This window comes from Comamonas fluminis (genome assembly GCF_019186805.1).
GTDB lineage: Bacteria > Pseudomonadota > Gammaproteobacteria > Burkholderiales > Burkholderiaceae_C > Comamonas > Comamonas fluminis.
Genome location: NZ_CP066783.1, coordinates 4,777,800 through 4,802,480 on the forward strand (window position 1 = coordinate 4,777,800; position 24,681 = coordinate 4,802,480).

17 protein-coding genes are annotated in these 24,681 nt (G+C 62.1%); 10 read left to right on the forward strand and 7 right to left on the reverse strand.

The genetic code is table 11. From position 1 onward, the window contains the following. Window positions 1-138 precede the first annotated feature (138 nt). From JDW18_RS22175 to JDW18_RS22185, 3 genes are all read left to right on the forward strand, one after another. Complete coding sequence (locus JDW18_RS22175) at window positions 139-633, forward strand: Lrp/AsnC family transcriptional regulator (RefSeq protein WP_218241735.1); 495 nt, start codon at window positions 139-141, stop codon at window positions 631-633. Between the two features lie 36 nt (window positions 634-669). Continuing rightward, window positions 670-1,158 carry a DUF4124 domain-containing protein gene (locus JDW18_RS22180; protein ID WP_218241736.1) on the forward strand — a complete coding sequence of 163 codons (489 nt, stop codon included), beginning with the start codon at window positions 670-672 and terminating at the stop codon, window positions 1,156-1,158. A 221-nt stretch (window positions 1,159-1,379) separates the two neighbouring features. Then, window positions 1,380-3,086: an MFS transporter gene (locus JDW18_RS22185; protein ID WP_218241737.1), complete on the forward strand. Its 1,707-nt coding sequence runs from the start codon at window positions 1,380-1,382 to the stop codon at window positions 3,084-3,086. Window positions 3,087-3,199: 113 nt separating this feature from the next. Here JDW18_RS22185 and mltA read toward each other — a convergent pair whose 3' ends face one another. Beyond that, window positions 3,200-4,375: a murein transglycosylase A gene (mltA, locus tag JDW18_RS22190; protein ID WP_218241738.1), complete on the reverse strand. Its 1,176-nt coding sequence runs from the start codon at window positions 4,373-4,375 to the stop codon at window positions 3,200-3,202. 353 nt (window positions 4,376-4,728) lie between these two features. On the opposite strand from mltA, the gene JDW18_RS22195 reads away from it, so the two are divergent. Next, the gene (locus JDW18_RS22195) at window positions 4,729-5,397 is read left to right on the forward strand and encodes a YiaD family glycine zipper/OmpA-like lipoprotein (RefSeq protein WP_218241739.1); all 669 of its coding nucleotides are present in this window, start codon (window positions 4,729-4,731) and stop codon (window positions 5,395-5,397) included. A 182-nt stretch (window positions 5,398-5,579) separates the two neighbouring features. Here JDW18_RS22195 and JDW18_RS22200 read toward each other — a convergent pair whose 3' ends face one another. The 4 genes from JDW18_RS22200 to JDW18_RS22215 all read right to left on the reverse strand — a co-directional run bounded on the left by JDW18_RS22200 (window position 5,580) and on the right by JDW18_RS22215 (window position 13,254). Beyond that, a complete protein-coding gene (locus JDW18_RS22200) occupies window positions 5,580-6,209 on the reverse strand; it encodes a response regulator transcription factor (protein WP_218241740.1) in 630 nt (209 codons plus the stop codon). Between the two features lie 6 nt (window positions 6,210-6,215). Continuing rightward, window positions 6,216-8,165, reverse strand: coding sequence for a two-component system sensor histidine kinase NtrB (locus tag JDW18_RS22205; protein WP_246610587.1), 1,950 nt, complete (start codon window positions 8,163-8,165; stop codon window positions 6,216-6,218). A 131-nt stretch (window positions 8,166-8,296) separates the two neighbouring features. After that, complete coding sequence (locus JDW18_RS22210) at window positions 8,297-9,112, reverse strand: carbon-nitrogen hydrolase family protein (RefSeq protein WP_218241741.1); 816 nt, start codon at window positions 9,110-9,112, stop codon at window positions 8,297-8,299. Continuing rightward, window positions 9,109-13,254: a YhdP family protein gene (locus tag JDW18_RS22215; RefSeq protein WP_218241742.1), complete on the reverse strand. Its 4,146-nt coding sequence runs from the start codon at window positions 13,252-13,254 to the stop codon at window positions 9,109-9,111. The genes JDW18_RS22210 and JDW18_RS22215 overlap by 4 nt, the downstream gene beginning before the upstream one ends. A gap of 132 nt (window positions 13,255-13,386) precedes the next feature. Here JDW18_RS22215 and glnE point away from each other — a divergent pair, with 132 nt between their 5' ends. Further along, window positions 13,387-16,164: a bifunctional [glutamate--ammonia ligase]-adenylyl-L-tyrosine phosphorylase/[glutamate--ammonia-ligase] adenylyltransferase gene (gene glnE / locus JDW18_RS22220; protein ID WP_218241743.1), complete on the forward strand. Its 2,778-nt coding sequence runs from the start codon at window positions 13,387-13,389 to the stop codon at window positions 16,162-16,164. Between the two features lie 336 nt (window positions 16,165-16,500). Here the strand turns inward: glnE and JDW18_RS22225 are convergent, their stop codons facing one another. Beyond that, window positions 16,501-17,118, reverse strand: a complete 618-nt coding sequence (locus tag JDW18_RS22225) for a glutathione S-transferase family protein (RefSeq protein ID WP_218241744.1) — start codon at window positions 17,116-17,118, stop codon at window positions 16,501-16,503. Between the two features lie 170 nt (window positions 17,119-17,288). Here JDW18_RS22225 and purB point away from each other — a divergent pair, with 170 nt between their 5' ends. The 3 genes from purB to JDW18_RS22240 all read left to right on the forward strand — a co-directional run bounded on the left by purB (window position 17,289) and on the right by JDW18_RS22240 (window position 22,834). Further along, window positions 17,289-18,668, forward strand: coding sequence for an adenylosuccinate lyase (purB, locus tag JDW18_RS22230; protein ID WP_218241745.1), 1,380 nt, complete (start codon window positions 17,289-17,291; stop codon window positions 18,666-18,668). A gap of 130 nt (window positions 18,669-18,798) precedes the next feature. Beyond that, the gene (locus tag JDW18_RS22235; protein ID WP_218241746.1) at window positions 18,799-19,359 is read left to right on the forward strand and encodes a YaeQ family protein; all 561 of its coding nucleotides are present in this window, start codon (window positions 18,799-18,801) and stop codon (window positions 19,357-19,359) included. Window positions 19,360-19,492: 133 nt separating this feature from the next. Further along, on the forward strand, window positions 19,493-22,834 hold the full coding sequence (locus JDW18_RS22240; protein WP_218241747.1) for a hypothetical protein: 3,342 nt from the start codon (window positions 19,493-19,495) through the stop codon (window positions 22,832-22,834). Between the two features lie 105 nt (window positions 22,835-22,939). Here the strand turns inward: JDW18_RS22240 and JDW18_RS22245 are convergent, their stop codons facing one another. Continuing rightward, window positions 22,940-23,365, reverse strand: coding sequence for a DUF3717 domain-containing protein (locus tag JDW18_RS22245; RefSeq protein WP_246610180.1), 426 nt, complete (start codon window positions 23,363-23,365; stop codon window positions 22,940-22,942). On the opposite strand from JDW18_RS22245, the gene JDW18_RS22250 reads away from it, so the two are divergent. Both JDW18_RS22250 and JDW18_RS22255 read left to right on the forward strand, forming a co-directional pair. Further along, entirely contained in the window at window positions 23,352-23,675 is a 324-nt protein-coding gene (locus tag JDW18_RS22250; protein ID WP_218244033.1) for a hypothetical protein, read from the forward strand. The genes JDW18_RS22245 and JDW18_RS22250 overlap by 14 nt on opposite strands. A gap of 159 nt (window positions 23,676-23,834) precedes the next feature. After that, entirely contained in the window at window positions 23,835-24,590 is a 756-nt protein-coding gene (locus tag JDW18_RS22255; RefSeq protein WP_218241749.1) for a TerC family protein, read from the forward strand. The last annotated feature ends 91 nt before the right edge of the window (window positions 24,591-24,681 follow it).

Consider the following 24,681-nt stretch of genomic DNA (forward strand, 5'->3'; position numbering starts at 1 on the left):
CTTTGGGCATTGCTGCGCCATTTGCAGCAAACACCCGTTGTTTTGCCAAAGTTTACGGAAAACCGTCTGAATAGAGCTTTCTTTTTATTGCCGGGATTTACCTAGTTTTTGAAAGAATCTTGCTGTAAATTCATCAATATGAATCAGCTTGATAGATTTGACTGGGCAATCCTGAATGAGCTGCAAAACAATGCACGCCTCACCAATGCCGAACTGGCCCAGCGCGTAGGCCTGTCTGCCGCACCCTGCTGGCGGCGCGTGCGGGCGCTGGAAGAATCTGGCTACATCACCGGCTACCACGCCACGCTGGATCGCCACAAGCTGGGCCTGGGCGTGCTGGCCTTTGTCCGCGTGGATGCGGCGCAGAACACGGCCGACATCACCGAGCGCATGGAAGAAGCCATACGCCTGCTGCCCGAAGTCACCTCCTGCCACTACATCAGCGGCGCGGGCACGTTTGAATTGCAGGTGGTGACCAGCGACCTGGAGAGCTTTTCCACCTTTGTGCGCAACGTGCTGCTGCGGCTGCCCAACGTCAAGGATGTGCACACGATTTTTTCGCTGGGCGAAGTCAAATCCAGCAGCTCCCTGCCCTTGCCCCATACACTGACCGGCACAAAAAACAACGCATAAGCCAGTCGCACGCGGCATTCAAAAGAGAGGGAGACAATGAGTTCAGATCAAAAACGCCTGATGCCTATATCCATCAAGCGCAGCAAGCTATTGTTTTTGATGAGTCTGGCTGGTGCATCCATGCTGCTCAGCACGCAGTCGCATTCGGCCACCATCTACCAGTGCAAGCAGCCCAACGGGCAAGTGGCATTCCAGCAGGTTCCCTGTGCGCACAGCGATGCACAAACCCAGCTTCGCCAGGCACCGAGCACGCCTTCTGCACAGCCATCCACACCCGCCAAGCCTGCTGCAAAAGAAGCCGTACCCACGCCCAGCAAAGCGGAAATCAAAGTACCCGGCGGCAGCGACCGCCAGTCCTGTAACGATGCAGGCGTGGCCGTGCTGGAGCGCAAGCTCAACCACCCGCAAGCCGTGTACCAGGCCTGCAAAAAAGAGCTACCCAGCCGCCAGACCGATCAGGCCTGCATGGAAGCCTGCATTCACACCTGGCTGCGTGGCTACGAGAAGAGCTTGAAAAGCCAGTAAGCGTGGCGCCAGTGCTGCGACCTGGACTGCTTCAAAAAACAAAGCATATCCCGCATGTTTTCAAACAGTTTCAGGACCAATCAGCACCGAAACCTTGATATGACATACACCCGCAGCTCATGACTTGATAGTGCACTCCGCAGCACCACAGGGCCAGCGCCCCGCCCCGCCAGCGGAACTACGTATTTGTCAGATCAAGTTCCTCCGCCAGAATGGGCCTTATGGCCCATGAAGACCCCCCAGATCGCGCAGCCCCCTCTCCTGTTTCAGAGCCGGGTTTCGCCCCTGAGGGCAAGCTGCTGGAAGACCCCTCCGGTATGAGCAGCGGCGGGCCGCAGCCCGCATCGGCCACGCCCGGCGTCTGGACGCCGCTGGCCACACCCACTTTCCGCATGCTGTGGCTGATCTGGATGGCGGCCAATATCTGCATGTGGATGAACGATGTGGCAGCCGCCTGGCTGATGACATCGCTGACCACATCGCCCGTGCTGGTGGCGCTGGTGCAGTCGGCCTCCACCATGCCGGTCATGCTGCTGGCCCTGCCCAGCGGAGCGCTGGCCGATATTCTGGATCGTCGCCGCTATTTCATCGTCACCCAGTTCTGGGTGGCTGCCGTGGCGCTGCTGCTGTGCCTGGCGGTGCTGTCGGGCCAACTCACACCCTATCTGCTGCTGGCCCTGGTGTTTGCCAACGGCATCGGTCTGGCCATGCGCTGGCCGGTGTTTTCGGCGCTGATTCCCGAGCTGGTGCCCAAGCACCATCTGCCCTTTGCCATGGCGCTCAACGGCGTGGCCATGAATGCCTCGCGCATCATCGGCCCGCTGGTAGCGGGCGCCATCATTGCCAGCCTGGGCAGCGCCTGGGTGTTTGTGCTGAATGCGGCGCTGTCCATCATCTCGGGCTTTGTGCTGCTGCGCTGGAAGCGCCAGCAACCCGACAACCCGCTGGGCCGCGAGCGCCTGGGCTCGGCCATGCGCGTGGGCCTGCAATTCATCAAAGAGTCGCCGCGCATGCATGCCGTGCTGCTGCGCACCATCTGCTACTTTCTGCAGGCCGCCTCCATCATGGCGCTGCTGCCACTCACAGCCCAGCGCCTGGACCATGGCACAGCCGCCAGCGGCAGTGCAGGCACCTTCACAGTGCTGCTGGCATCCATGGGCGCAGGTGCGATTCTGGGCGCCATGCTGATGCCGCGCATACGCCAGATGCTGTCGGGCGAGCGCACGGTGCTGGCCGGCGTCGCCGCGCAAAGCCTGGCCACGCTCACTGTGGCCTTCGCCCCCCATATTGCCGTTGCCGTACTGGGCATGATGCTGTCTGGCGTGGCCCTGCTGGCCACGGCCAACACGCTGGGCGTGGCCGCGCAGATGGCGCTGCCCAACTGGGTGCGGGCACGCGGCATGTCGATTTATCAGATGTCCATCATGGGCAGCACGGCCATTGGCGCAGCCATCTGGGGCAAGCTGGCCAGCCTTGCCACGGTGCAGATTAGCATGGCCGTGGCCGCCATCAGCGGGCTGACCGCGCTGGTTATCGTGCAGCGTCTGAACCCTGACCGCGATATTGAAGAAGACCTGAGCCCCTCACGCGCCTTCCCGCCGCCTGCGCACAGCCAGCCCGAACAGGGCAGGGTGGTGGTAACCATCGAGTACGAAATCGACCCGGCCCGGGCCGATGCATTCCGCGAGCTGATGCAGCTGAGCCGGCGCAGCCGCCTGCGCCAAGGCGCGCTGTCCTGGAAGCTGCTGCACAGCATGAGCCACCCTGAGCGCTTTGTGGAGCAGATTACCGATGAGTCCTGGACCGAGCACCTGCGCCGCTTTGAGCGAGTGACCGCCGACGACGTGGCCCTGCGCGACCGCAAGCTGGCCTTTCACAAGGGCAAGGAGCCGCCCGCAGTGCAGCGCTTTTTTACGGATGCGGTCTGAAATAGAAGGAGCCGCTTGCGCTTGTCAGCTAACGGTTTCAGGCATGAATCACCTTGAAACCTTTGAACAACAAGTGCTAGCAGCTCCTGTTTTTGCAGTTCGATGAGCGCAAATTAGCGCAGATGCGGTGCCGACCCCGCCAGAGCCTTGGGCCAGAAAGCCCAGAGCTTGAGCGGCTGCTTGACGCGGCCCGCCACATCACCGGCCTCGGGGCCCCAGCCCATGAAATAGTCAGCGCGCACCGCGCCCAGAATGGCGCTGCCCGTGTCCTGCGCAAACACCAGGCGGTTCAGCGCAATCGTCGGGCCTGGGGTGGACAGCCAGACAGGCGTGCCGTAGGGAATGCTGTTGCGGTCCACGGCGATGGAGCGACCGGGCGTCAGCGCCACGCCCTGCGCGCCCTTGGGGCCGAACTGTGCGTCGAACTCGTTGAGTTCCTCTTCCTTGAAGAACACATAGCGCGGGTTGCTCCACAGCATCTCGTTCACACGGCCAGGGTTGGCCGCAATCCAGGCGCTGATGCCGGGCCAGGTCGCGTCGCGCACCAGGTTCTGGTCCAGCAGCCACTTGCCCACGCTCTTGTAAGGCTGGTCATTGGTGCCTGCAAAGGCCACACGAATCATGCGCTGCGTGCCATTGGCCTCAGTCAGCATCAGGCGGCCCGAGCCCTGAATGTGCAGCACCAGCATGTCCACCGGGTCACGCAGCCAGGCAATCACGCGGCCAGACAGCGCGGCCTGCGCGTCGGCATTGGTGTCGATCTGCTGGCGCGTGTACCAGGGCTTGCGTTTGCCAAAGCCCATGGGGGTCTGATAAATCGGCACATTGAAGCCATTGCCCTGCACGCGGCGCGCCTCGTACATGGGTTCGTAGTACGAGGTCAGCATGCCGTCCGGGCTGCCCGTGGTCGCCTCGATGCGGTAGGGCTGCAACTGGCTCATCATCCAGCTGCGCTGCTCATCCTCGCCCGCAATGCTCAGGCGACGCACATCGCTGCACAGGCTGGCAAATACGGTGCTGGGGCGCTCGCAGTTCTTGATCCAGGCGTTCCAGGCTTCGTTGAGCGAATCGGTGGAGACACCGGGTAAATCCCCCCAGTCCACCGGCACCCAGCGACTCTTTGTGGGTACATTGGCAGTGAACGGAGGTTTCTGGACAACGGCCCCGCCGCCATGGGGCTTGAGCTCCGGCACGGAAGAAGGATCGTTTTGCTGCTTGGTGGTGGTGCAAGCCACCAGGGTTCCGACAATCAGCGCCAGCGAAGCGCGGCGCAGGAGATGGACATTCATGGGTCTGATTTTGCTTGAAGCATTGCTGGCATTGGCAATTCTGGTCGCTATTGTGTGGTGGACCATGTTCTCAGGCCGTCAAAAGGGTGAGATCCCTTCCAACGCAAGGGCTCACTCCACAGACGAAAACACAGATTGACATCGCCTCTGTTGCCATTGCGCCAATCGATCCCTCCCTACAAGCCAGTTCGCTCTTGGCTGTAGTGACAAACTTTTGCATCCGCAATAGGCTGTACGAGTGCGTCCTACGTTTTTTACCCTTCCAGACGCAGTACGCTCACTGCCTTGCTGCTTTGACATCAAAGCGCGGCTATCAGACCCCAAGATTGGGGCAATCATCTAAGGAGTTTTCTATGCGCAAGCAAATGGCTGTGACGGCCGCTCTGGCCTCTGCCCTGTTGATCACTGGCTGTGCCACAACCGATGGCATGTCCGACACCACCCGTCGCACTGCCACCGGTGCAGGCATTGGTGCCCTTGGCGGTGCAGCCATCGGCGCCATCGCTGGCGGTCACGCAGGCTCTGGCGCCCTGATCGGCGCTGGCGTGGGCGCCCTGGGCTCCTACATCTGGTCCCAGAACCTGGAAAAGCAAAAGCGTGAAATGGAGGCCGCTACCCAGGGTACCGGCGTGGGCGTGAGCCAGACTGCCGACAACCAGCTGAAGCTGGACATCCCCAGCGACGTGTCCTTCGCGACCGGCAAGGCTGACATTCAGTCCAACTTCGCTCCTATCCTGGACCGTTTCGCTGAAGGCCTGCGCAACAACCCCAACGCAGAAGTGCGCGTCATCGGTCACACCGACAGCACGGGCTCTGACGCCATCAACGACCCCCTGTCGCTGCGCCGCGCTGAAGCCACCCGCAACTACCTGACAGCCCGTGGCGTCAACGGTGCCCGCGTGCAAGTTCAGGGCATGGGCTCGCGCCAGCCCGTGGCCTCCAACGACACCAACGAAGGCCGCGCCCGCAACCGCCGCGTGGAAATCTTCGTGGGCGAGCGCGCTCCCCAGCAAGCTCGTTAATCAGGTCTGACCTGAACAAAAAGCCTCGCATCGCGAGGCTTTTTTGCGTCTGAAACTGGCACACCCCATCGCCGCGATGGATACAACAGCTCCATGCACCGTCTCTTCCGCCAGAGACGCCAAGCAAGAGCCGCCTCGCGGCGAGGGCGTCGTCCCCCCTTGGGGGAAGGCGCGACAGCGCCTCAGGGGGTACGTAAAAGATTCGCCAGCTCCACCGCCGACTTGACCTGCATCTTGTCAAACACACGGGCACGGTGCACTTCCACCGTGCGCACGCTGATGTCGAGCTGATCGGCAATGAGCTTGTTGGGCACGCCCTCCACCACAAGCCGCATCACGTCTTTCTCACGGTCGGTCAGCTCATCCAGTCGTCCGCGCACGGCTTCGCGGGCACGGTCGCTGGCCAGATGCTGCGCTGATTTTTCCAGCGCCTGCTCGATGCGGTCCACCAGCACATTGTCCGAAAACGGTTTCTCGCAGAAGTCGAAAGCACCGCGCTTGACCGTGTCCACCGCCGTGGGAACGTCGGCATGGCCCGTCAAAAAGATCACGGGAATGGCATCGATTTCGCCGCGCTCCAGCATGCGGTTGAACAGCGACAGGCCGCTCATGCCCGTCATGCGCATGTCCAGCAACAGGCAGCTGGGGCGTCGCACCACTGGCGGCGTCTTGAGGACTGCGGCTTCGAAATCTTCTGCGCTGCTATAGCACTCACTCAGCAATCTGCGTGAACGCAGCAGCCATGCCAAGGCCTCTCGGACATCGGCATCGTCGTCCACGATATAGACGGTAGCGTCGGTTACGGGTTCCATGAAAACTCAGTTCTCCCTCGATTCCCTGTGGGCAGGCAATGTGAATAGGAATTGCGTGCCCGAAGGGCGGTGCGGGCGATAGTCGAGGTGACCACCATGTTGCTCCACCACGGTGCGGCACAGACTCAGGCCCAGGCCCATGCCTTCTGCGCGCGTGGTGAAAAAAGGAGTGAACAGCTGCAAGGCCACTTCCTCGGAAATGCCTGCTCCACAGTCCATGACGGAAAATTCTACCCAACGCTGGCCGCTCAGATCCTGTTGCCCTCGCTGAACGCTCAGGGTTAATACACGCTCTTTGATATCGGGCTGGTCCATGGCCTGCATTCCGTTGCGCGCCAGATTGAGCAGCACCTGCTCCACCATGGTCGGGTCGCACAGAACGCCGGGCAGGTCTTGTGCGACTTCTACCTGCACCTTGACGCGCAGCTTGTGCGCCTGCAATTGCACCAGTGGCATCACGGCATCAACCAGCTCGGCCGGAGCCACCACTTCGCGTGATTTGTCGCGCCTGCGCACAAAGTCGCGCACGCTTTTGATGACTCTGCCCGCCCTCTCGGCCTGATCGCCAATGCGCGTCATGGCCATGCTCAGGTCCTTGAGCTGGCGCTCTGCGCTGCCAGCACCCGCATCATGCTTGAGCATATTGAGCGAGCCCGTGGCGTAGCTGGAAATGGCCACCAGCGGCTGCGTCAGCTCATGGCTGAGCATGGAGGCCATCTCGCCCACCGTTGCAAGGCGCGCTGTGGCCTGCAGGCGCTCCTGCGAAGCGCGGGAGACTTCTTCCATGCGGCGCTGCTCGCTGATGTCGATGAACGCGCTCATCCAGCCGGTGTGCATGCCCTGGGCATTGATCAGCGGGGCTTCGAAAATCAGCACCGGGAAACGTGAGCCATCCTTGCGCATGAAGACGCTCTCATGCCCTTGCCGGGGCGGTGGCGATGCGCCAGACAGGCGGCTGTCACGGCGCTGGGTGTATTCCTCCGCCAGCTCCGGCGGCCAGTAAGGCGCCACGTTCAGCCCCAGAAGCTCGTCGGCGGAAAAACCCACCATATTGCAAAACGCCGGGTTCACATAGGTGATGCGGCCCTGCAGATCACGCGCGCGCATGCCGGTGACCAGAGAATCCTCCATGGCTTTGCGAAACGCCAGTGCATCGCCCAGATCGCGCTCGGCGCTCAGGCGGCGGCGGTTATCGCGCACCAGCACCACCAGCACCGACATCAGCGCAATCGACATGGCCGTTACCAGCGCAGTCATCACATTGGGGAAGACGCTGGGCGCGTGGTGCCAGCTGTCCATGCGCAGCACCAGCGTATTGCCCGGCAAGTCCAGCAACTGCTGGGCGGTGAACATACGCGAGCCACGCCAGGCTGCGCCCACCAGCGCAAGGCGCGTGCCATCAGGCTCGGTAAACGAGACCTCCTGCGTGCGCGGCAACGCCTTGCCCACGTGGTTGACCAGAATGCCGTGCAGGCTGTAAGTGCCCAGCAGATAGCCGGTGACATGGCCGTTTTCCGTCAGCGGCATGCACACCAGCATGGTCTCGGTGCCCAGCCCGTCGCCCAGCAGCTGAAAGCGGCTGGGCGAATAGCTGGGGCCGTTGACGCGGCGCGCCTGGGTACAGGTCAGCACCTCGGCCGAATGCAGATCCGTGCCGTTTTTTTCATCCTCCCAGGGAACGGTGCGATAAGGCGTTTCCGCATGTGCCTTCAAGCGCATATCCATGCCGCGCCACTCAACGCGCATCAGTTCGCGGCGCTGCTGCAGCAGCTCTGCAGCGTGCTGGCGCCAGACGCCAGCGCCATCGCCCTGCGCCTGCAGCGCCAGCAAATCCTGCAGATTGCGGCTCAGCGCCGCACGCACATCCCCCACGGCATTGGCCGTGTCTCGCTCCAGCTTTTCCTGAACCTGCGAAGCCTCATAGCGGCCTGCCAGCCACACCATGGTGACCAGCATGCTGACGACCAGCGCCACCAGCACCGTCCATAGCGACCAGCGCCGCCAAGCCAGACGCCAGCGGCGCCAGGGCCAGCGGGCGGGATGTCGCTCAAGCAGGTCTGAGGAAGAATGGGTTTCGGAAGAGGGGTTCACAGCACGCGATGAGTCAGAGCAGGCAATTGTTGCCGCACTTGATACATCCGTTCACGATTGAGGTCTCCCAGCACCACACCCATGCCGCTGGCCTGCAGCGCCAGCACCTCTCCCCAGGGGTCTATCAGCAGGCTATGGCCCCAGGTTCTGCGGCCATTTTCATGAACACCGCCCTGCCCGGGGGCAAGCACATAAGCCTGGTTTTCAATGGCCCGCGCCCGCAGTAGCACCTCCCAGTGCGCCTGCCCCGTGGTGTAGGTAAAGGCGCTGGGCACCAAAAGCAGATCCGCCCCCTTGGCGCTGAGCTGCCGGTACAGCTCGGGAAAGCGAAGGTCATAGCAGACACTCAAGCCCAGACGCCAGGTTTCGCCATTTTGGGCCTGTACATCGCAGACCACGGGCTGCGTGCCTGCCTGCACCACATCCGACTCTGCGTAATGCTCGCGCCCGTTGTCGAAGCAAAACAGATGAATCTTGTCGTAGCGCGCCACGCACTCGCCCTGCGGGGAATAGACCAGACTGGTGTTGAGCACATGCTGCGCATCATCAGCCTGCAGCGGCAAGGTGCCAGCCACCACCCATAGCTGCAGTTCTCTGGCGGCTTGGCGCATGAAATCCTGAATGGGGCCGCTGCCATAGGCCTCGCGATAGGCGATCTTGTCGGTGTCTCTGGCGCCCATGGCGCAGAAATATTCGGGCAGCACCACCAGTTCGGCCCCCAGACGGGCGGCCTGCTCCATCAGTTGACGGGCCTGGGCCAGATTGGCCTCGGGCTGCAAACCCGAAACCATTTGCAGGGCAGCAATCTTCATGGTGTTTCCTCCTTGGGGGCGGCCGGTGCAGGAGTCGCAGCAGGCTCAGCAGCGGCAGGTCCATCCCCTGCGGCCTTGCCGCTGCTGGCGTCCTTCGGCGTTTTGCGGCGCGGCAGCTCGGTAACCTGCGGGTCTTCCCAGCTGCCATGCAGATGAAATTCCTTGGTGGTGGCAGCAATCAGCGGGCCACGCAGCAGCACCTGGGCCAGAAAGCTGCTCAAACCCACCAGCGGGTTGATGGCCGTGGCCACCAGCGAGGCCGACAGCGCATTGATCTCGGGCACCACCACCACATGCAGGTCCTGGGTTTCCTTGTCGATGTCGGCAGAGCCCTCCATCAGCACGGCGGCATTCACGCCCTTCATCTGCATATTGTTGGTCCGGGCAACGCCCCGGCTGATGGCCACGTCCCCCCGCATGAAGTCAAACGAGAAGCCGTTGCTGAACACATCGCGGAAGTCCAGCGTCAGACGTCTGGGCAGCGACTGCAGGCTGAGCACGCCCAGCAGCTTGGCCAGACCCGGCTCTGCCTTCAGAAACTGGCCTTTTTGCACATCCAGATGCAATGCGCCGCTCAGCGTCTTGAAATCCGGCGTCACCGGCGAGCCTGTCCAGCTGATGTCACCCTGCATGCTGCCCCGGCCATTGGCCACGACGCCAGGCATCTCGAAACGGTCCAGCAGCTTGCCCACATCACGCAGATTCAGCTGAAACTGCAGCTGTGTCTGGCCTGGGTGCTTGTGGTCGGCAGAGCTGATGCTCCACGCGCCCTTGGCTGTGAGCACGGCCTCAGGCGTGGTGATATTGAAGCGAGACAGCTCCCACTCACGCAGACCCGGCCCGGCCGTCAGCCAGCGGTTGCGCGCCTGCACATCCACACTGCCCAGAGAGCGCTTGCCCAGCTGGAAGTTCTCCACGCTGATCTGCAGCGCGGGCAGCTCCCGCACCGAGCTGTCCGGGGAAGCCGTGGCGTTGTCCAGGCCGTTGTCGGGGCCATCGGGCACGGTCAGCCGTGAAAGCTTGGCAACCACCAAGCCGCCAGGCTCTTGAGGCGATGCTTCGTGATAGTCAATACGGCCCGCCAGCTCACGCGCCTGCAGCTGGTTTGTCCAGACCTTGCCCGCCCGGTTGAGCTGCATGCTCACATCGTGCAGGGTTCGGCCATGGCGCTTGACCTCGGCTGCCTTCAACGTCAGCTGCTGAGGCAGCCATTCGGTCCATGACGAGCTGGCCGCAGCATTGCCGCTGGCCGCTGGTTCAGGCTCCGGGCCATCCGGCAGCAAGCTGGCCCATGCATCCAGATCCAGCACCGGCAGTTGCACACGGGCCTGCAGCCCCGATGCGGGCAAGACAGGGGCTGCCCCCACATCGCCCACATGAATCTGGCCGCGCAGCAGGCGCGCGCTGGCGCCGCTGATATCACGCTCCAGCAAGGCTGTGGCCGCGCCACCTAACTGAAAATTGATAGCATCAATCTGTGGCTTGGCGCCTGTAGCCACGGTGCGACTGATACGCAGAGGCAGTGCCACATCCGCCGCTTTGCCCAGCGGGGCTGGAAGCTGCACGCTCATGCCCTGCAGGTCGGATTGCAGATGAATCTCTGGCACATCGTGCTGCACCTTGATCTGCAGCCCATAGCGCGCCTGGCCCTGCAGGTGCTGGGCCAGCAGGGGCAGACCCTCCAGCTCTCTGGCATCACGCAGGCCCTGGGCGGTGGCCACACCGTCAACACGAATCAACACAGGGTCGGGGCCCGCCTTCATGCCACCCTCTACGCGAATATCGCCGCCCAGCGCCCTGGCCTGCACGTTCTGCAGCTGAAAACCGCCTTCGGAAAAATGCACGCTGCCACGCGCGTTGCTCAGCAGCGGCACTTCGGGCATGAGCTGCAGGCTGTTGCCCGCCAGCGTGACTTCACCCTGCACCTTGCTGCGATCCATGTGCAGCGTGGGCAGATGCAGATGAAGCTTGAGCCGAGCCTCGCCCGTGGCTTTACTGCTATCCAAAACATGAGCAGTCAGCGCAGACAGGGCGGAGGTTTGCACCACTTTCAGTATTTCGTTGAGAGGGCCATGGGCCTGGGCGGAAACTTCCACATTGGTCTGATTCCAGTCGGCCACGCCTGCCTGCGCCTCTTCCACCACGATGGGGGTATGACCCAGAAAGCCCTTGGCCTTGCGCACCGTCATGGAGTTGCGGTCAAACACCAGCTCGCCAGACAGGCGCGTCAAGGGCGGCCAGGGCTTTTCACCGGCGCTGAGCAGGTAGTCAGGCACAAACTGGTAGTTCACATCGTGCACCTGCGCGCTAATGTGGAATTCGCCCTGTCCGGGCTTTTCAAACGGTACGTGGTCCAGCTCGCCCTTGACGCGGAAGTTCACCGCACTGGCCTGCCCCGAGGTGATGGACTCGCGCACATAGCGCAGCGCATCCGGCCCCAGGTCCTTGGCCAGATAACGGTGAATGCGCGCGCCATTGGCACGGCTGAGCTGGCCCTGCAAATCCAGCAGCCCCGGAAAATGGGGCTGCGCCGCTGTGCCAGCACCCGTCTGCCAGCTGGCCTGCGCCTGGCCTGCCGTGTCCTCGTTGGCAAAGCGCAGTCTGGGCACCTGCACCTTGATGCTCTGGCCTTTTTTCTCCACCTGCCAGCGCACATTGGCGTCCAGCAGGTCCAGCGGCACATCCGGCTCCTCGAACACGCCGGGGAAGCTCATCATGGCGCGCTGCACCTCAGCGGCCTTGATCAACGTGGCCTCTCCCTTGTCCTGATCCAGCTTGAAACTGCCGCTCAGCCCCTGAACCCCTGGCACGCCTATGCTGTGCGGCCCCTCTTCCGACGGCTGGGAGCGCAGGCTCAGCTGCTGCAGCTGGCCCGATGCCTTGTAGCTCTCCAGCTGCTCCAGCGGCCCACGCCAGGAGAACCTGACCTGCTTGAGCTGGCCACCGGGCTGCAGCGCCTGCAGCTGTTTCAGCACGGGCGGCGGCAAAGGCAGGCGCTGCGCCAGCTGGGCGGCAATGCCCAGGTCCAGCCCATCGGCCTGCAGTTCACCATGCTCGCCGCTGCGGCCCTGTTCCTGCGCGCCAGTGGGGAAATAGCTCAGGCGAAAATCCCCTCGCGGCCAGTGCAGGCCGTCGCTGGCGGTGAATTCCAGCCCCTGCACGGAAAACGCATAGCCATCGCGCCGGCTGCCGCGCAGCCGCCCTTTCAGCTCCTGCAGCGCCAGCGGCTCAGGCCGGTCCTTCCACTGCATGGCAAATGCCTGCACCGCCACATCGGCCACCGCGCTTACAGGCTGGCCACGCTCCACATCTACCCAGGCGCGCACAGCCCCCTTGCCCTGCTGCAGCTTCCAGCTTTGCGGGGGCAGGTATTGGGTCAGCTGGGACAGGTCAACATGCGTAAAGTCAAAAAAGGCCCGGCCACTCCAGCGGTCCACCCGTCCTGCGTGCACCGACAGCAGCGGCTGTTTGAAATGGCCCATCACCGTAAAGCGCTGCCCCCAGTCCTGGGGCGGTGTGGCATCCAGCCGCAGCGAATGCGACCAGCCCTTTTTGCGCAGCACCAGATCCACCTCGTTCAAGGCCAGGGGCGGCGCGGCCAGCATTTCGTCCACCCATTGCAGGCGACCGTGCCGGATGGCAATTTCAGGCTGTGAAAAAACCCAGTCGGCATTGCCGTCTGAGCCGTCGTCAGGCTTATCCGTCAAGGCAATGCCCGCCACAGAGACCACGCCCTCGGCATTGCGACGCAGGGTCAGCTCCGGGGATTCGATATATATCTGCTCCACCCCCAGGGTCATCAGCGAACGTGCGGAGACTGCCACCACCACCTTGGGCAGATGCAGGGCGGGGCTCTGGCTGTCAGGATCGTGCAGCACCACATCACCGAGCTCGAAAGACGGCATCAGGCCATCCTTGTGCGCAGCCAGCGCACCAATGGTGACGGGTATACCCAGACTGCGTGAGGCCAGGGATTCCAGCTCGGGGCGCCACTCGTTGATTCGCGGCACAATCCAGAACTGGAGCACCCCCCAGATGAGGGCCAATATCAGCCACAGGCCCAGCACCAGTCTCAGCGACCACCGTGCCAGGCTGGCCAGCCGGTGGATTTGGCGAGATGGGAGAGGTTTCGGTTCGATCATCAGCGGCCTAGCAATGGCAGGAATTATGACCGGCGCCCTGAAGCGCGTGGAGGTAACCATACGTTGCCGAACTGGTTTCCTGCCTGCTGGACACCATTTTTAACGGTCCGTATGCAGTCCCCAGAGCAAGCAATGGCAGAACAAGCCCTCAACGAGTCGTCCCCGGCCCAGTATTCGCGCTTTGTGCAGCGTCTTCACCGCCGCTACGAAAACTGGTTTGATGCCTTGCCGCCCGGCCCTCCCGACCGCGCTTTGATGGAGCAGGCGCTGAACACGCTGCAGCAGCGTGGCCTGGACCTTTCCGCCGCGCTGCGCGTGCTGCGCCAGCTGGTGATGGAGCGCTGCATTGTTCTGGACTGCGAGCAAAGTGCTCCTCTTTCCATAGTCGTCAAGGCAGTCACAGAGCTGGCTGAGCTGGCTCTGGACCGTGCAAGTGCCCAGGTTCGCACCGAACTCGATGCCCGCCACGGCGCGCCACGGGGCCCGGACGGCCAGCCCGTGCAGCTGTGGGTCATAGGCATGGGCAAGCTGGGCGCGCGCGAGCTCAATGTCTCCAGCGACATCGACCTCATCTACGTCTATGAGCACGATGGCGAGACCGCTGGCCAGGCCGACGGCCGCGGCATCATCTCCAACCACGAGTACTTTGGCCGCGCTGTCAAAGGCATTTATGCGCTGGTGGGCGACACCACCGAACACGGCTTTGTCTTTCGCGTCGATCTGGCCCTGCGGCCCAATGGCAACTCGGGCGCACCCGCCGTATCGCTGGCCTCACTGGAGGAATACCTGCAGATCCACGGCCGCGAATGGGAACGCTTTGCATGGCTCAAGAGCCGCATCGTCGCCCCGCTGGCCGACATTCAGACGCCCAATGTGCAGGCCCTGCGCGGTGTGGTGCTGCCCTTTGTGTTCCGCCGCTATCTGGACTATGCGGTGTTCGACTCGCTGCGCAGCCTGCACCGCCAGATTCGCGAGCACGCCGCCAAGCGCAGCGCCGGCCATCCCGAGCGCGCCAACGACGTCAAGCTCTCACGCGGTGGTATCCGCGAGATCGAATTCATCGTGCAGCTGCTGCAAGTGGTGCGCGGCGGCCAGTTCCCCGAGCTGCGCTGCCGCCCCACACTCGAAGCCCTGCAGCGCCTGGTGCGCGCCAACCTGATGAGCGCCGAGATTGCCGACGCCCTGAGCCGCGCCTACACCTTCCTGCGCCAGGTCGAGCACCGTATTCAATACCTGGATGACCAGCAGACCCATGTGCTGCCCACCCGCGACGATGACCTGCTGTGGATTGCCCGCACCATGGGCTTTGCCGACAGCCGCGCCTTCCTGCACCAGCTCGACGAACACCGCGAGCTGGTAGCGCAGGAGTTCGACACCCTGCTTGGCGGCGACGAACAATGCAGCAACGGCAAGTGCAGCACCGCCAAAGGCGCCAGCAACACGCCATCGCCGCAGGAAATTGAAGACATGATCGAGCTGCTGCCACCGGTTCTGGCCGGTCAGGTGGCCGACTGGCGCAACAACTCCCGCATCACCGGCCTGCGCGACGAAGCCCGCGCACGCCTGTTCCGCCTGGTCGAGCGCACGGCGCAATGGGTGGAAAGCGGCCAGGCCACCGAGGAAGCCGCCAAGCGCTTTCTGAACTGGCTGGAGCCGCTGCTGCGCCGCGAAAGCTATCTGGCTTTGCTGCTGGAGCGCCCGGCGGTACACGAAAGACTGCTACACCTTTTGGGTGCCGCCCGCTGGCCCGCCCGTTACCTGCAGCAGCACCCCGGCGTGATTGATGAGCTGGCCAGTGACGCCATCTTCAAGGAACGCTTTGTTGCGGCGGACTTCGAGCATGAGCTGGCCCTGCGCCTGGCCGCGCTGCAGTCCACAGGTGAAGACGACGACGAAACCCTGCTCAACCTACTGCGCCGTGCTCACCATGCCGAGGTCTTCCGCACCCTGGCGCGTGACATTGAAGGCCGCATCACCGTGGAGCAGGTGGCCGATGACTTGAGCGCCCTGGCCGAGAGCGTGCTGCGCATCACCGCCCAGTGGTGCTGGAGCCGCCTGAAAAACCGCCATCGCGACAGCCCCCGCTTTGGCATCGTGGGCTACGGCAAGCTGGGCGGCAAGGAACTCGGCTACGGCAGCGATCTGGACATCGTCTTTGTCTTCGATGACGACGACGACCGCGCCGCCGAAGTCTATGCCGCCTATGTGCGCAAGCTCATCAACTGGCTCACCGTAAAGACAGGCGAAGGCGACCTGTTCGAGATCGACACGGCCCTGCGCCCCAACGGCAACTCCGGCCTGCTGGTGACCAGTTTCGAGTCCTATGCCAACTACCAGCAGCAGCGCGGCAGCAATACGGCCTGGACCTGGGAACACCAGGCCATGACCCGCGCCCGCTTTGTGCTGGGCAGCCGTGACTTTGCCACCACCACTGGCGAGCCGGTCACCGACCTGCACCTGCACCAGCGCTTTGATGATGTGCGCGAGGCCGTCATCACCGCCCCGCGTGACGCCGCCGCCCTGCGCAGCGAAATCAAGACCATGCGCGAACGCGTGCGCAGCGCCCATCCGGTGCGCGGTGGCCTGTTTGACGTCAAGCACAGCTCCGGCGGCATGGTGGACGTGGAGTTTGCCGTGCAGTACCTGGTGCTGGCCCATTCGGGCGAACACCGCGAGCTGATTGCCAACGTCGGCAACATTGCCCTGCTGCAGCGCGCCGAAGATGCGGGCCTGCTGCCCAAAGGCGTGGGCTATGCCGCCGCCAAGGCCTACCGCGAACTGCGCCGCCTGCAGCACGTAGCGCGGCTCGATGAGCAATCGGGCCAGATGGAGCAGGACCAGACCCGCGTGCAACGCGATGCGGTGCTGGCCCTGTGGCAGTCCGTATTCGATAGCGCACCCGCCGCATGAAGCGCCAAATCCTGCCTGTTTTTTCAGCACCGGCAGGATTCATCAAAAAATGCTTACATGAGCGAGTGGGTCAGCAGCGAACTGTTACAAAATTGCTACCCCTCAGGGCTGGAACTTCTGCAACAGTGTCTCATCTGATAGACAGGTGCAGCGAATTAGAGAGAACTGCTCCCCCACATTTCATGTTGCGAAGCCCTTGGGTCATCCATTGAAGAAACCCCGGAGCGCTTCTCCTCCCTCCCTCTCTTAATTCGTTTCGGGATGCTTCGCAACTTTTTTACGCCAGCAAAAAGGCCACCGCAAGGTGGCCTTTTTCATGCTGTCAAGCGTTTCGCGCTAATGAGGAACCGTATTGACAAAGCTCGGCCGCTGGCTGAGTTTCTTCAGCAAAACGTCAAGATTGGCATGGTCCGCGCGCCAGTCCAGCTCGGGAAAGCGGAAATCCAGCCAGGCCAGTGCGCAGCACACGCTGATATCGGCCAGCGTCAGATGAATGCCACCGCAGCAAAACGGCTTTTCACCCAGGCCCTGAGACATCACTTGCAGCGCCGCCTTCACTTTGCCCATCTGGCGATCTATCCAGGCCTGGCTGCGCTGCACATCGCTGCGCCCGGCCCAGCTCGCCTCCAGGCGCGCCAGCCCCCCAGCATCCAGCAGACCGTCAGCCAGGGCTTCCCAGGTTTTGACTTCGGCGCGTTCACGCCCGGTGCCGGGAATCAGCTTGCCCACGGGCGAGAGTGTGTCCAGATATTCCACGATGACGCGGGAATCGAACATGGCCTCCGTGCCCTCCATGACCAGGCGCGGCACTTTGCCCAGAGGATTACCGGTACCGGGCTGCTGCTCGGCCTCCCAGGGGTTCTCCTCGATAAATTGATAGTCAAGCTTCTTTTCCGCCAGCACAACGCGCACTTTGCGAACGTAGGCACTGGTAGTGGAGCCGATCAGTTTCATAGCTGCTGTTCCATGCACGAATCACCGGCGACAGGCCGGCTCAACTGATTCTATGCGCAGCCTGCCGCCGCGCTTGCGCGGTGCTGGCCTGTTACCAACACCCCGGTCACAGCAGCCAAGCAACCCAGCGCGGCATGCGACTGATGCGGCGCACCTACAATTGCGCCACCATGAACCTGTCCTCCCTCACCGCCATTTCTCCCTTGGACGGCCGCTACGCCGCCAAGCTGTCTGCCCTGCGCCCCATCATGAGCGAATACGGCTATATGCATCGCCGTGTTCAGGTCGAGGTGACCTGGTTCATCGCCCTGTCGGACGCTGGCTTTGCCGAATTCCCCGCGCTGTCGGCCGAATCGCGCGACTATCTGCACGCTTTGGTCGCCAACTTCTCCGAAGCGGATGCAGACGCCATCAAGGCCATCGAGAAGACCACCAACCACGACGTGAAGGCCGTGGAGTACTGGATCAAGGCCAAGTTCGATGGCCGCGCCGAGCTGCAGGCCGCTGCCGAATTCGTGCACTTTGCCTGCACCAGCGAAGACATCAACAACACCAGCCACGCCCTGCAGATCCGCGTCGGTCGTGACACCGTGCTGCTGCCCGCCGTGGAAGGCATCATCGCCAAGCTGCGCGAAATGGCCCACCTGTACGCAGAAGTGCCCATGCTGAGCCGCACGCACGGCCAGACCGCATCCCCCACCACCGTGGGCAAGGAAATCGCCAACGTGGTCGTGCGCCTGCAAAAGGCCTACGCCAACATCGCCGGCGTAAAGATTCTGGGCAAGATGAACGGCGCCGTGGGCAACTACAACGCCCACCTGTCGGCCTGGCCTGAATTTGACTGGGAAGCCTTCAGCAAGAACGTGGTGGAATCCGCCGAGCCCAAGGGCCTGGGCATCAACTTCCAGCCCTATTCCATCCAGATCGAGCCCCATGACTACATGGCCGAGCTGTTCGATGCCATGGCGCGCACCAACACCATCCTGATCGACCTGTCGCGCGACATCTGGGGCTATGTCTCCCTGGGCTTCTTCAAGCAGCGCCTGAAGGCTGGCGAAATCGGTTCGTCCACCATGCCCCACAAGGTCAATCCCATCGACTTCGAGAACTGCGAAGGCAATCTGGGCATGGCCAACGCCATGCTCAAGCACCTGGCCGAAAAGCTGCCGATCAGCCGCTGGCAGCGTGACCTGACCGACTCCACCGTGCTGCGCAACATCGGCGTGGCCTTTGGCTACACGACGCTGGCCTACGCCTCGCTGATGACTGGCCTGAACAAGCTGGAACTCAACGAAGAGCGCCTGCAGGACGACCTGAACCACGCCTGGGAAGTGCTGGCCGAGCCTATCCAGACCGTGATGCGCCGCTATGGCGTGCAGGGCGCTTATGAAAAGCTCAAGGAAGTCACACGCGGCAAGACCGTGCTGGCCGAAGACCTGCACCGCCTGATCAACGGCCTGGAAATTCCTCAGGCCGACAAGGACCGCCTGCTGGCCATGACCCCCGCCAGCTACATCGGCAAAGCTGCCGAACTCGCTAAACGCGTTTAAAAAAGATAGCTGCTAGTGCTTGATGTACAAGCGCTTCAGCATCAAAGAGCTGCCAAAGCCAATATTAATTGGCGCTGGCAGCTCTTGTTTTTGATAGTTTTCAAAAGGACTGCCTGCGGGCAGCACCGCCATGGCCATCAAGTCCACCATCTTCAAAGCCAATCTGTCGATTGCCGACATCGACCACAACTACTACGCCGACCACAATCTGACGCTGGCCCGCCACCCCAGCGAGACAGACGACCGCATGATGGTGCGCCTGGTCGCCCTGGCGCTGAACGCGTGGAAGCTGCAGGACCTGTGCAACGGCGACGGCACGCTGGGCTTTGGCATTGGATTGAGCGACCCGGACGATCCGGACGTGCACATCACCGATTACACCGGCCAGAAGCGCCTGTGGATCGAAGTGGGCCAGCCCGACGAAAAGCCCATTACCAAGGCCTGCAACAAGTCCGACCACATGCTGGTCTACCCCTTCAATCACGCCGCCCACATCTGGTGGAAGGGCCTGGAAGGCAAGCTGGCCCGCCAGAGCAAGCTGGAAGTGCACTACATCGACTCCGAAGTCGCCCAGCAGTTGGGCAGCCTGGCCGAGCGCAGCATGCAGCTGCAGGCCACGATTCAGGAAGGCCAGCTGACGCTGTCCAGCAATCTGGGCACGGTGTTTGTGGAGCCTGTGCGCTGGAAATAATGCACTCCATCGCTGAAATTAACTGATTTCAGTGATTCCCCTGCCCTTGCGCCCTCTATACAGTTTCAGTCTGTAACAAAGAAAAGTTGGCGGAACTCGCGTCTGCCAACCCATAGCAAGAGGTAGAGGGCAGATGAGATTTCCGTTCCAAAAGTACTGGCTGATCCCAGCCTTCACACTACTTTTGCAGGCTTGTGGCGGTGGCGATGGAAGCGATGGCTGGACGCCTTCCTCCAGCAACCGCCCGGCAGCAGCAACCGTGGTTTCACTGCTGCCCGGTGCTGCGCAGCATGACCTGCTGACCGTGCAGGCGGTGGACTTTCCAGACCGTGACCTGCCAGAAGCGTCCTTCTCGGGTGCCGTCGCCACGCTGCAACTGCCCGATGATCTCGCCGATCAGCTGCTGACTCTGCGCATTGGCAAGGTCAATGAAAGCGCACGGCTGGCCGCCCAGCAAGAGGGCACCACGGTCGATACCCCGCAGGGCAGCCCAGCCACACACTATGGCCACTTGCTGCTGACGGGACGGCAACTTCAGCAGTTCGGCGTCATTGCCAACCCATTGAGCGATTACATCAGCCGTCGCACTGACGACTATGTGGAGCTGCAGACCAACGAGCGCATTCGCCACTATCAGGATGATATGGCCGCACAGTTCATCCGATCGGACCTGACCGGAGACGGCATGGTCAACTTTGATGACGCTCTGGCCTTCAACCCCCAGTTGCAGCCCCACCTGCAGCGCATCACGTTCGACTATCTCAGCGCCATCCGCAGCCCCCTGTCCAGCGGCCTGACGCTGGAACAAACCTATACCCAGGCCCCCGATCAGCTGGATGCCGCCCTGCAAGAGGCTTTTGAGGCTTACGAAAGCGTCTCGCCCCCTAGCCAGGATCAGAACACCCTGGGCAGCCTGAGTATCGATACGGACGCCGGCGGCAGCATCCACATTGCCGAGCAGCCTCAAGTCACGCTCGATGCCAGCAACCCGCGCATGATCTATCGCTACGACCGCAGCGCCAGCCCGCCTGCAACGCTGACGCTGCGCGCCACGCCCGATGAGGGCTGGAAATTCGTGCGCTGGGCCGGCTGCCCCGAAACCCTGTCTGACGGCGGCTGCCGCGTCATCGCCAACCAGGATGAGCATGTGTCGGCACAGTTCGGCCTGACCGAAAACACGCTGCTGGAGAACATCACCGGCCTCATTGAACTGGACAGCCACAACGCCAGCTATGACGCGCTGTACACCGGCGATGTGGTGCAGATCAGCCAGGTCAGCAACCCGGCACTGGTGCAGGCGCTGAACAATGCCAGCGTGAACACCGTGCTGGCCCGATTCAGCGCGGAATACGCCTTGCAGCGCATCACCGCAGTGCTGCCCGCCAGTACCCCCAGCAGCTGGCGCTTTCAGGTACAAGATGTAGAGCCCGGCGAGGTTTACAGCGCTGTCTCGGCCTTCGACTCGGGCGAAGTCGCCATGTTTGATGAAGTCGCGCAGGTCAAGATCACGCTGAATGGCGAGGAAGACCCCCAGTTGCAAAAACTGCAGCAACAGACTCAGAAGCTACGCAGCACATCGACAGCCAGCACTGGCCAGAGCAGCCAGCTCAATGCCGCGCGCGATCTGACGGTGTGGATTCCCGGCTATGGCCGGGCGATTCCCGCAGGCCATGGCTATTACCTGGTCGATGGCGGCAATGGTGGCTTTCAGCTGCTGCGCAGTGAATCCACTGTGCAGCTCAGCAGCGGTCAGGCGGCTGTGCGCAGCGTTGCCAGTGCCTGTGCCACCAACCCCTCCGCGCCAGACTGCACGCTGCTGAGCGTCAGCTCCAGCAGCCATGCCAAAACACTGGCGGCAAGATCGGCCAAGGCCGCTGCCAGCCCCGCCAAGTGCACCATGCTGGTTGATCTGCTGCCTGACCAGAACCTGGGCTGTAACGTCAGCCTGCTGGAGATCAAGTTCCAGCAGGGCATCCTGCTGGGCAAGTTCAAGCTTGAAGGCAATCTTGCCGTCACGCCCTACGGCAGCATGTCGCTGCGCTGGATGCCACTGCCCGTCTTCCCCTTTGCTGCGGTGGATTTCTCGGCCAATGGCCGTGGCGTGATTGACCTGACCGTAGGTGCAGAAGCCCTCGCTGGCGTGGGCAACAGCAGCCAGGCCTTTGGCGCAGTCGGCGTGAAAGACGATAAGGGCAACACGCAATGGAACAATCTGACGTTCCCCGCCAACCAGAGCGCAGACAGCATGAGTGCCATGGCAAGCGGTGCGGGTGGCACAGCGCCAAACACCGGTGTGGACGAGGCTGCGGCAAAGCTGCCCGCTGGCCAGACATCCTCGCCCGCCGAACTCAAGCGCGTGAAAACAGTGAGCGACACCAAGACCCTGCTGGGCATTGAGCTGCTGCTCAACCGTGCCAGCCCTTCAGGCGTAGTGTTTCCGGTCAAGCTCAAGGCGGGCATCACCGCCACCACCGAGGGTGCTATCGGACTGCAGGTCAAAATGGCCAAACAGGTGCGCATGTTCTATGACATGGATGTGGACATTGGTGCACGCTGCAAGAAGGTGCTGAAGGTCACCCTCTGCTATGGCATCAAGATTCCACAACGCGCCAGCGGCAACTTCAAGGTCAAGACCTATTCCAAGATGAGCATGGGCGTGGTGGCCAATGGCGAGTTCTCGCCCGGCGTGCAACTGGCCGTGACCGCTGGCCCGCGCGGTGTGGCCGAGAGCCTGCTGGAAGGCAGTGCAGGCGCCTCCCTGCCCCTGGCACTGGTGGGCCAGATTGGCGGCATGCAAGCCAGCAATTTCCCGCAGGATGCGGTCAAACAGTTGCCGCCTACCTGCGGCGTGACTGGCAAATCGCTGGCTTTTGGCATGGATCTGAAGCTGGCTGCTGCCGCCAAGCTCAAACCAGGCATCGAGGTCAAGCTGGGCGGCAAAGAGGTCAAGATCACCCTGCTGCCGGAAATCAAGATCTTCAGCCTGGAGCACCGCATTCCGCTCATCGCAGCAAAGCTCTACAGCTTTCCCCCAGCACCGGGGGGTGCTGGTTCCGAGCAGTGCCTGCCCATCGATCAGCGCTCCGCAGCAGCCGTGCCCGCCGAAGTCACATGGCGTGTGGGCGAGTTGAACTGGGATCAACTCAACCAGGTCGTGACCAAAACGCACCAGCTTATCCGCGAAGACAACGGCAACCTCGTGCTTTATGCGCTCAAGCGCGCTGGGGGCACAGGTGGTGTGACGGGCAAGTCCAAGGTATGGGAAAGCGGGTTTACCGATCATCCCGGCGGGCGCGTTGCCTTTGACCGCACCGCCGGCCGCCTGATCGCCTATGACTTGCGTGAGAAAGTGCTCAAAAAATGGCCTGACGACAAAACGGCGAAAAGGCAGGTCGGCAGCACACTGGTGCTGACCAGTGCGGGCAAGCTGGAAATCCGCAACGCAAGCAATGCTCGGTTATGGACCGTCAACTGAGCATCGCGTAAACGCTGATAGCGATGGCGGCGGCTTTGATGGCCGCTGCCGCCGTTCCCCTGACACCGGCAGCAAACACTTTCGGAGTTTCGAAACGGCAGTCCGTTAAAAGCTCTGCCCGCGCCGCTCTGCCGCACGCTCTGCATAGCGGTTGAAGCGCCAGGAGTCGCCCTCCACCGTAATGCGCCGCCACACCGCACGCTTTTCAAAGGGCTCCATAGCCGTCCAGTGCTGCACCTCGTCAAAACTGCGGCCACAGCCCTTGCATTTCTCATCGCCCTGGCTGGTAGAGCAGATGGCAATGCAAGGCGTGTCGGGCATGGTGTCAAACCAGACCAGCCAGGCCGCCATGGCGTGTGAAGGAAAGCCTGCCACCGCGACTTCTGACTCCTTCGCATGAATCATCAGCGCATAGACCTCGGCCAGTGCCCGTACCTCTGGCGCCAGCAGCACGCCATCGGGCGACGGGGCGCGATTTCTCCAGTAGTTGATGGCGGCTTCGAGGTCGGTGATGTGAATGGCAGCAGTCATGGGCAGTGAGGTTCCGCTGGCCATCATAAGCCGCATGCAGCAACGCAGTGGCTGCAAGGTTGCTCTTCAAATAGTAGCTGCAACCGCAATCGAGACAAGCGCTTCAGGGCAGTTCTTATTTATTAAACCTGTCAATCTTCTGGGTTTTAAGACTTGCCTTGATCCGCTTGCTGTGATGAAATCCGCCGCTTCGAAGGGGAGTAGCTCCCAGCTGGCTCAGCGCCAGCAGCGGTCAGGTCGTCAATACGAAGCCTATGGCTTCCGGCCTGCCGGATTGCAGTCACACACCGCAATCGAGCGAGACCTTTGATGGACCCGATGATGGTCGATCAAAGTGTTCCCCCTCGAGCATGGTTTTCCTCGCCCGAGTCAGCGCTTCGACTTACGTCACATCGGTCATCTACTACTGGCAGCACATGCAAAAGATTTGCAGACTGCTGGCGGCAGCATTCGACAACGAGGAAATAACATGGATCTGGACTTTCTGACCCACACGCCCTTCTGGATTGCGCTGGGCCAAATCATCATCATCGACATTCTGCTGGGTGGCGACAACGCGGTTGTGATCGCGCTGGCCTGCCGCAAGCTGCCGCCTGAGCAACGCCGCAAGGGCATCATCTATGGCACGGCTGGTGCCATCGTCCTGCGCATCATCCTGATCGCGTTTGCCATGGTGCTGCTGCAGCTGCCGTTCCTGAAGGTCGTGGGTGCCATCCTGCTGATCTGGATTGGTATCAAGCTGATCGCTCCAGATGAAGAAGGTCACGACAACATCGAAGGCAGCGACAAGCTGTTTGCCGCCATCAAGACCATCATCGTGGCCGACCTGGTGATGTCTGTGGACAACGTGATTGCCATCGCTGGCGCCGCACAAAGCTCTGGCGACCACCAGATGCTGCTGATCGTGCTGGGTCTGCTGATCTCGGTGCCCATCATCGTCTGGGGCTCGCAGCTGGTCATCAAGCTGATGGAGCGCTTCCCCATGATCATCGTGGCGGGCGGCATGCTACTGGGCTGGATTGCCGGCGGCATGTTTGTGACCGACCCCGTGTTCGTGAACACCGAAAAGTGGCTGTGGATGCCCAAGCTGGGCACGACAGATGCTCAAGGTCTGGCCGACATCTCCAAGACGCTGTACTGGACGGCCCACATCGGTGGCGCGCTGCTGGTGCTGGCTCTGGGCAAGTGGATTGCCAGCCGCCGCCCCGCTCCTGCTGCGCACTAAGCCTGTGACGCACTCTGGGTGAAAAACCCAGGAATTCGTGAAGGTTTGCGGAACTGCCCGCGCCTTCACGACTCACAATAGAAGCAAGTCA

Bases quoted from the DNA above. Each gene is read 5' to 3' on its own strand.
- JDW18_RS22175 (WP_218241735.1), top strand. From the start codon at position 139: ATGAATCAGCTTGATAGATTTGACTGGGCAATCCTGAATGAGCTGCAA.
- JDW18_RS22180 (WP_218241736.1), top strand. From the start codon at position 670: ATGAGTTCAGATCAAAAACGCCTGATGCCTATATCCATCAAGCGCAGC.
- JDW18_RS22185 (WP_218241737.1), top strand. From the start codon at position 1,380: ATGGCCCATGAAGACCCCCCAGATCGCGCAGCCCCCTCTCCTGTTTCA.
- mltA (WP_218241738.1), bottom strand. From the start codon at position 4,375: ATGAATGTCCATCTCCTGCGCCGCGCTTCGCTGGCGCTGATTGTCGGA.
- JDW18_RS22195 (WP_218241739.1), top strand. From the start codon at position 4,729: ATGCGCAAGCAAATGGCTGTGACGGCCGCTCTGGCCTCTGCCCTGTTG.
- JDW18_RS22200 (WP_218241740.1), bottom strand. From the start codon at position 6,209: ATGGAACCCGTAACCGACGCTACCGTCTATATCGTGGACGACGATGCC.
- JDW18_RS22205 (WP_246610587.1), bottom strand. From the start codon at position 8,165: ATGCTGGTCACCATGGTGTGGCTGGCAGGCCGCTATGAGGCTTCGCAG.
- JDW18_RS22210 (WP_218241741.1), bottom strand. From the start codon at position 9,112: ATGAAGATTGCTGCCCTGCAAATGGTTTCGGGTTTGCAGCCCGAGGCC.
- JDW18_RS22215 (WP_218241742.1), bottom strand. From the start codon at position 13,254: ATGATCGAACCGAAACCTCTCCCATCTCGCCAAATCCACCGGCTGGCC.
- glnE (WP_218241743.1), top strand. From the start codon at position 13,387: ATGGCAGAACAAGCCCTCAACGAGTCGTCCCCGGCCCAGTATTCGCGC.
- JDW18_RS22225 (WP_218241744.1), bottom strand. From the start codon at position 17,118: ATGAAACTGATCGGCTCCACTACCAGTGCCTACGTTCGCAAAGTGCGC.
- purB (WP_218241745.1), top strand. From the start codon at position 17,289: ATGAACCTGTCCTCCCTCACCGCCATTTCTCCCTTGGACGGCCGCTAC.
- JDW18_RS22235 (WP_218241746.1), top strand. From the start codon at position 18,799: ATGGCCATCAAGTCCACCATCTTCAAAGCCAATCTGTCGATTGCCGAC.
- JDW18_RS22240 (WP_218241747.1), top strand. From the start codon at position 19,493: ATGAGATTTCCGTTCCAAAAGTACTGGCTGATCCCAGCCTTCACACTA.
- JDW18_RS22250 (WP_218244033.1), top strand. From the start codon at position 23,352: ATGGCAGCAGTCATGGGCAGTGAGGTTCCGCTGGCCATCATAAGCCGC.
- JDW18_RS22245 (WP_246610180.1), bottom strand. From the start codon at position 23,365: ATGACTGCTGCCATTCACATCACCGACCTCGAAGCCGCCATCAACTAC.
- JDW18_RS22255 (WP_218241749.1), top strand. From the start codon at position 23,835: ATGGATCTGGACTTTCTGACCCACACGCCCTTCTGGATTGCGCTGGGC.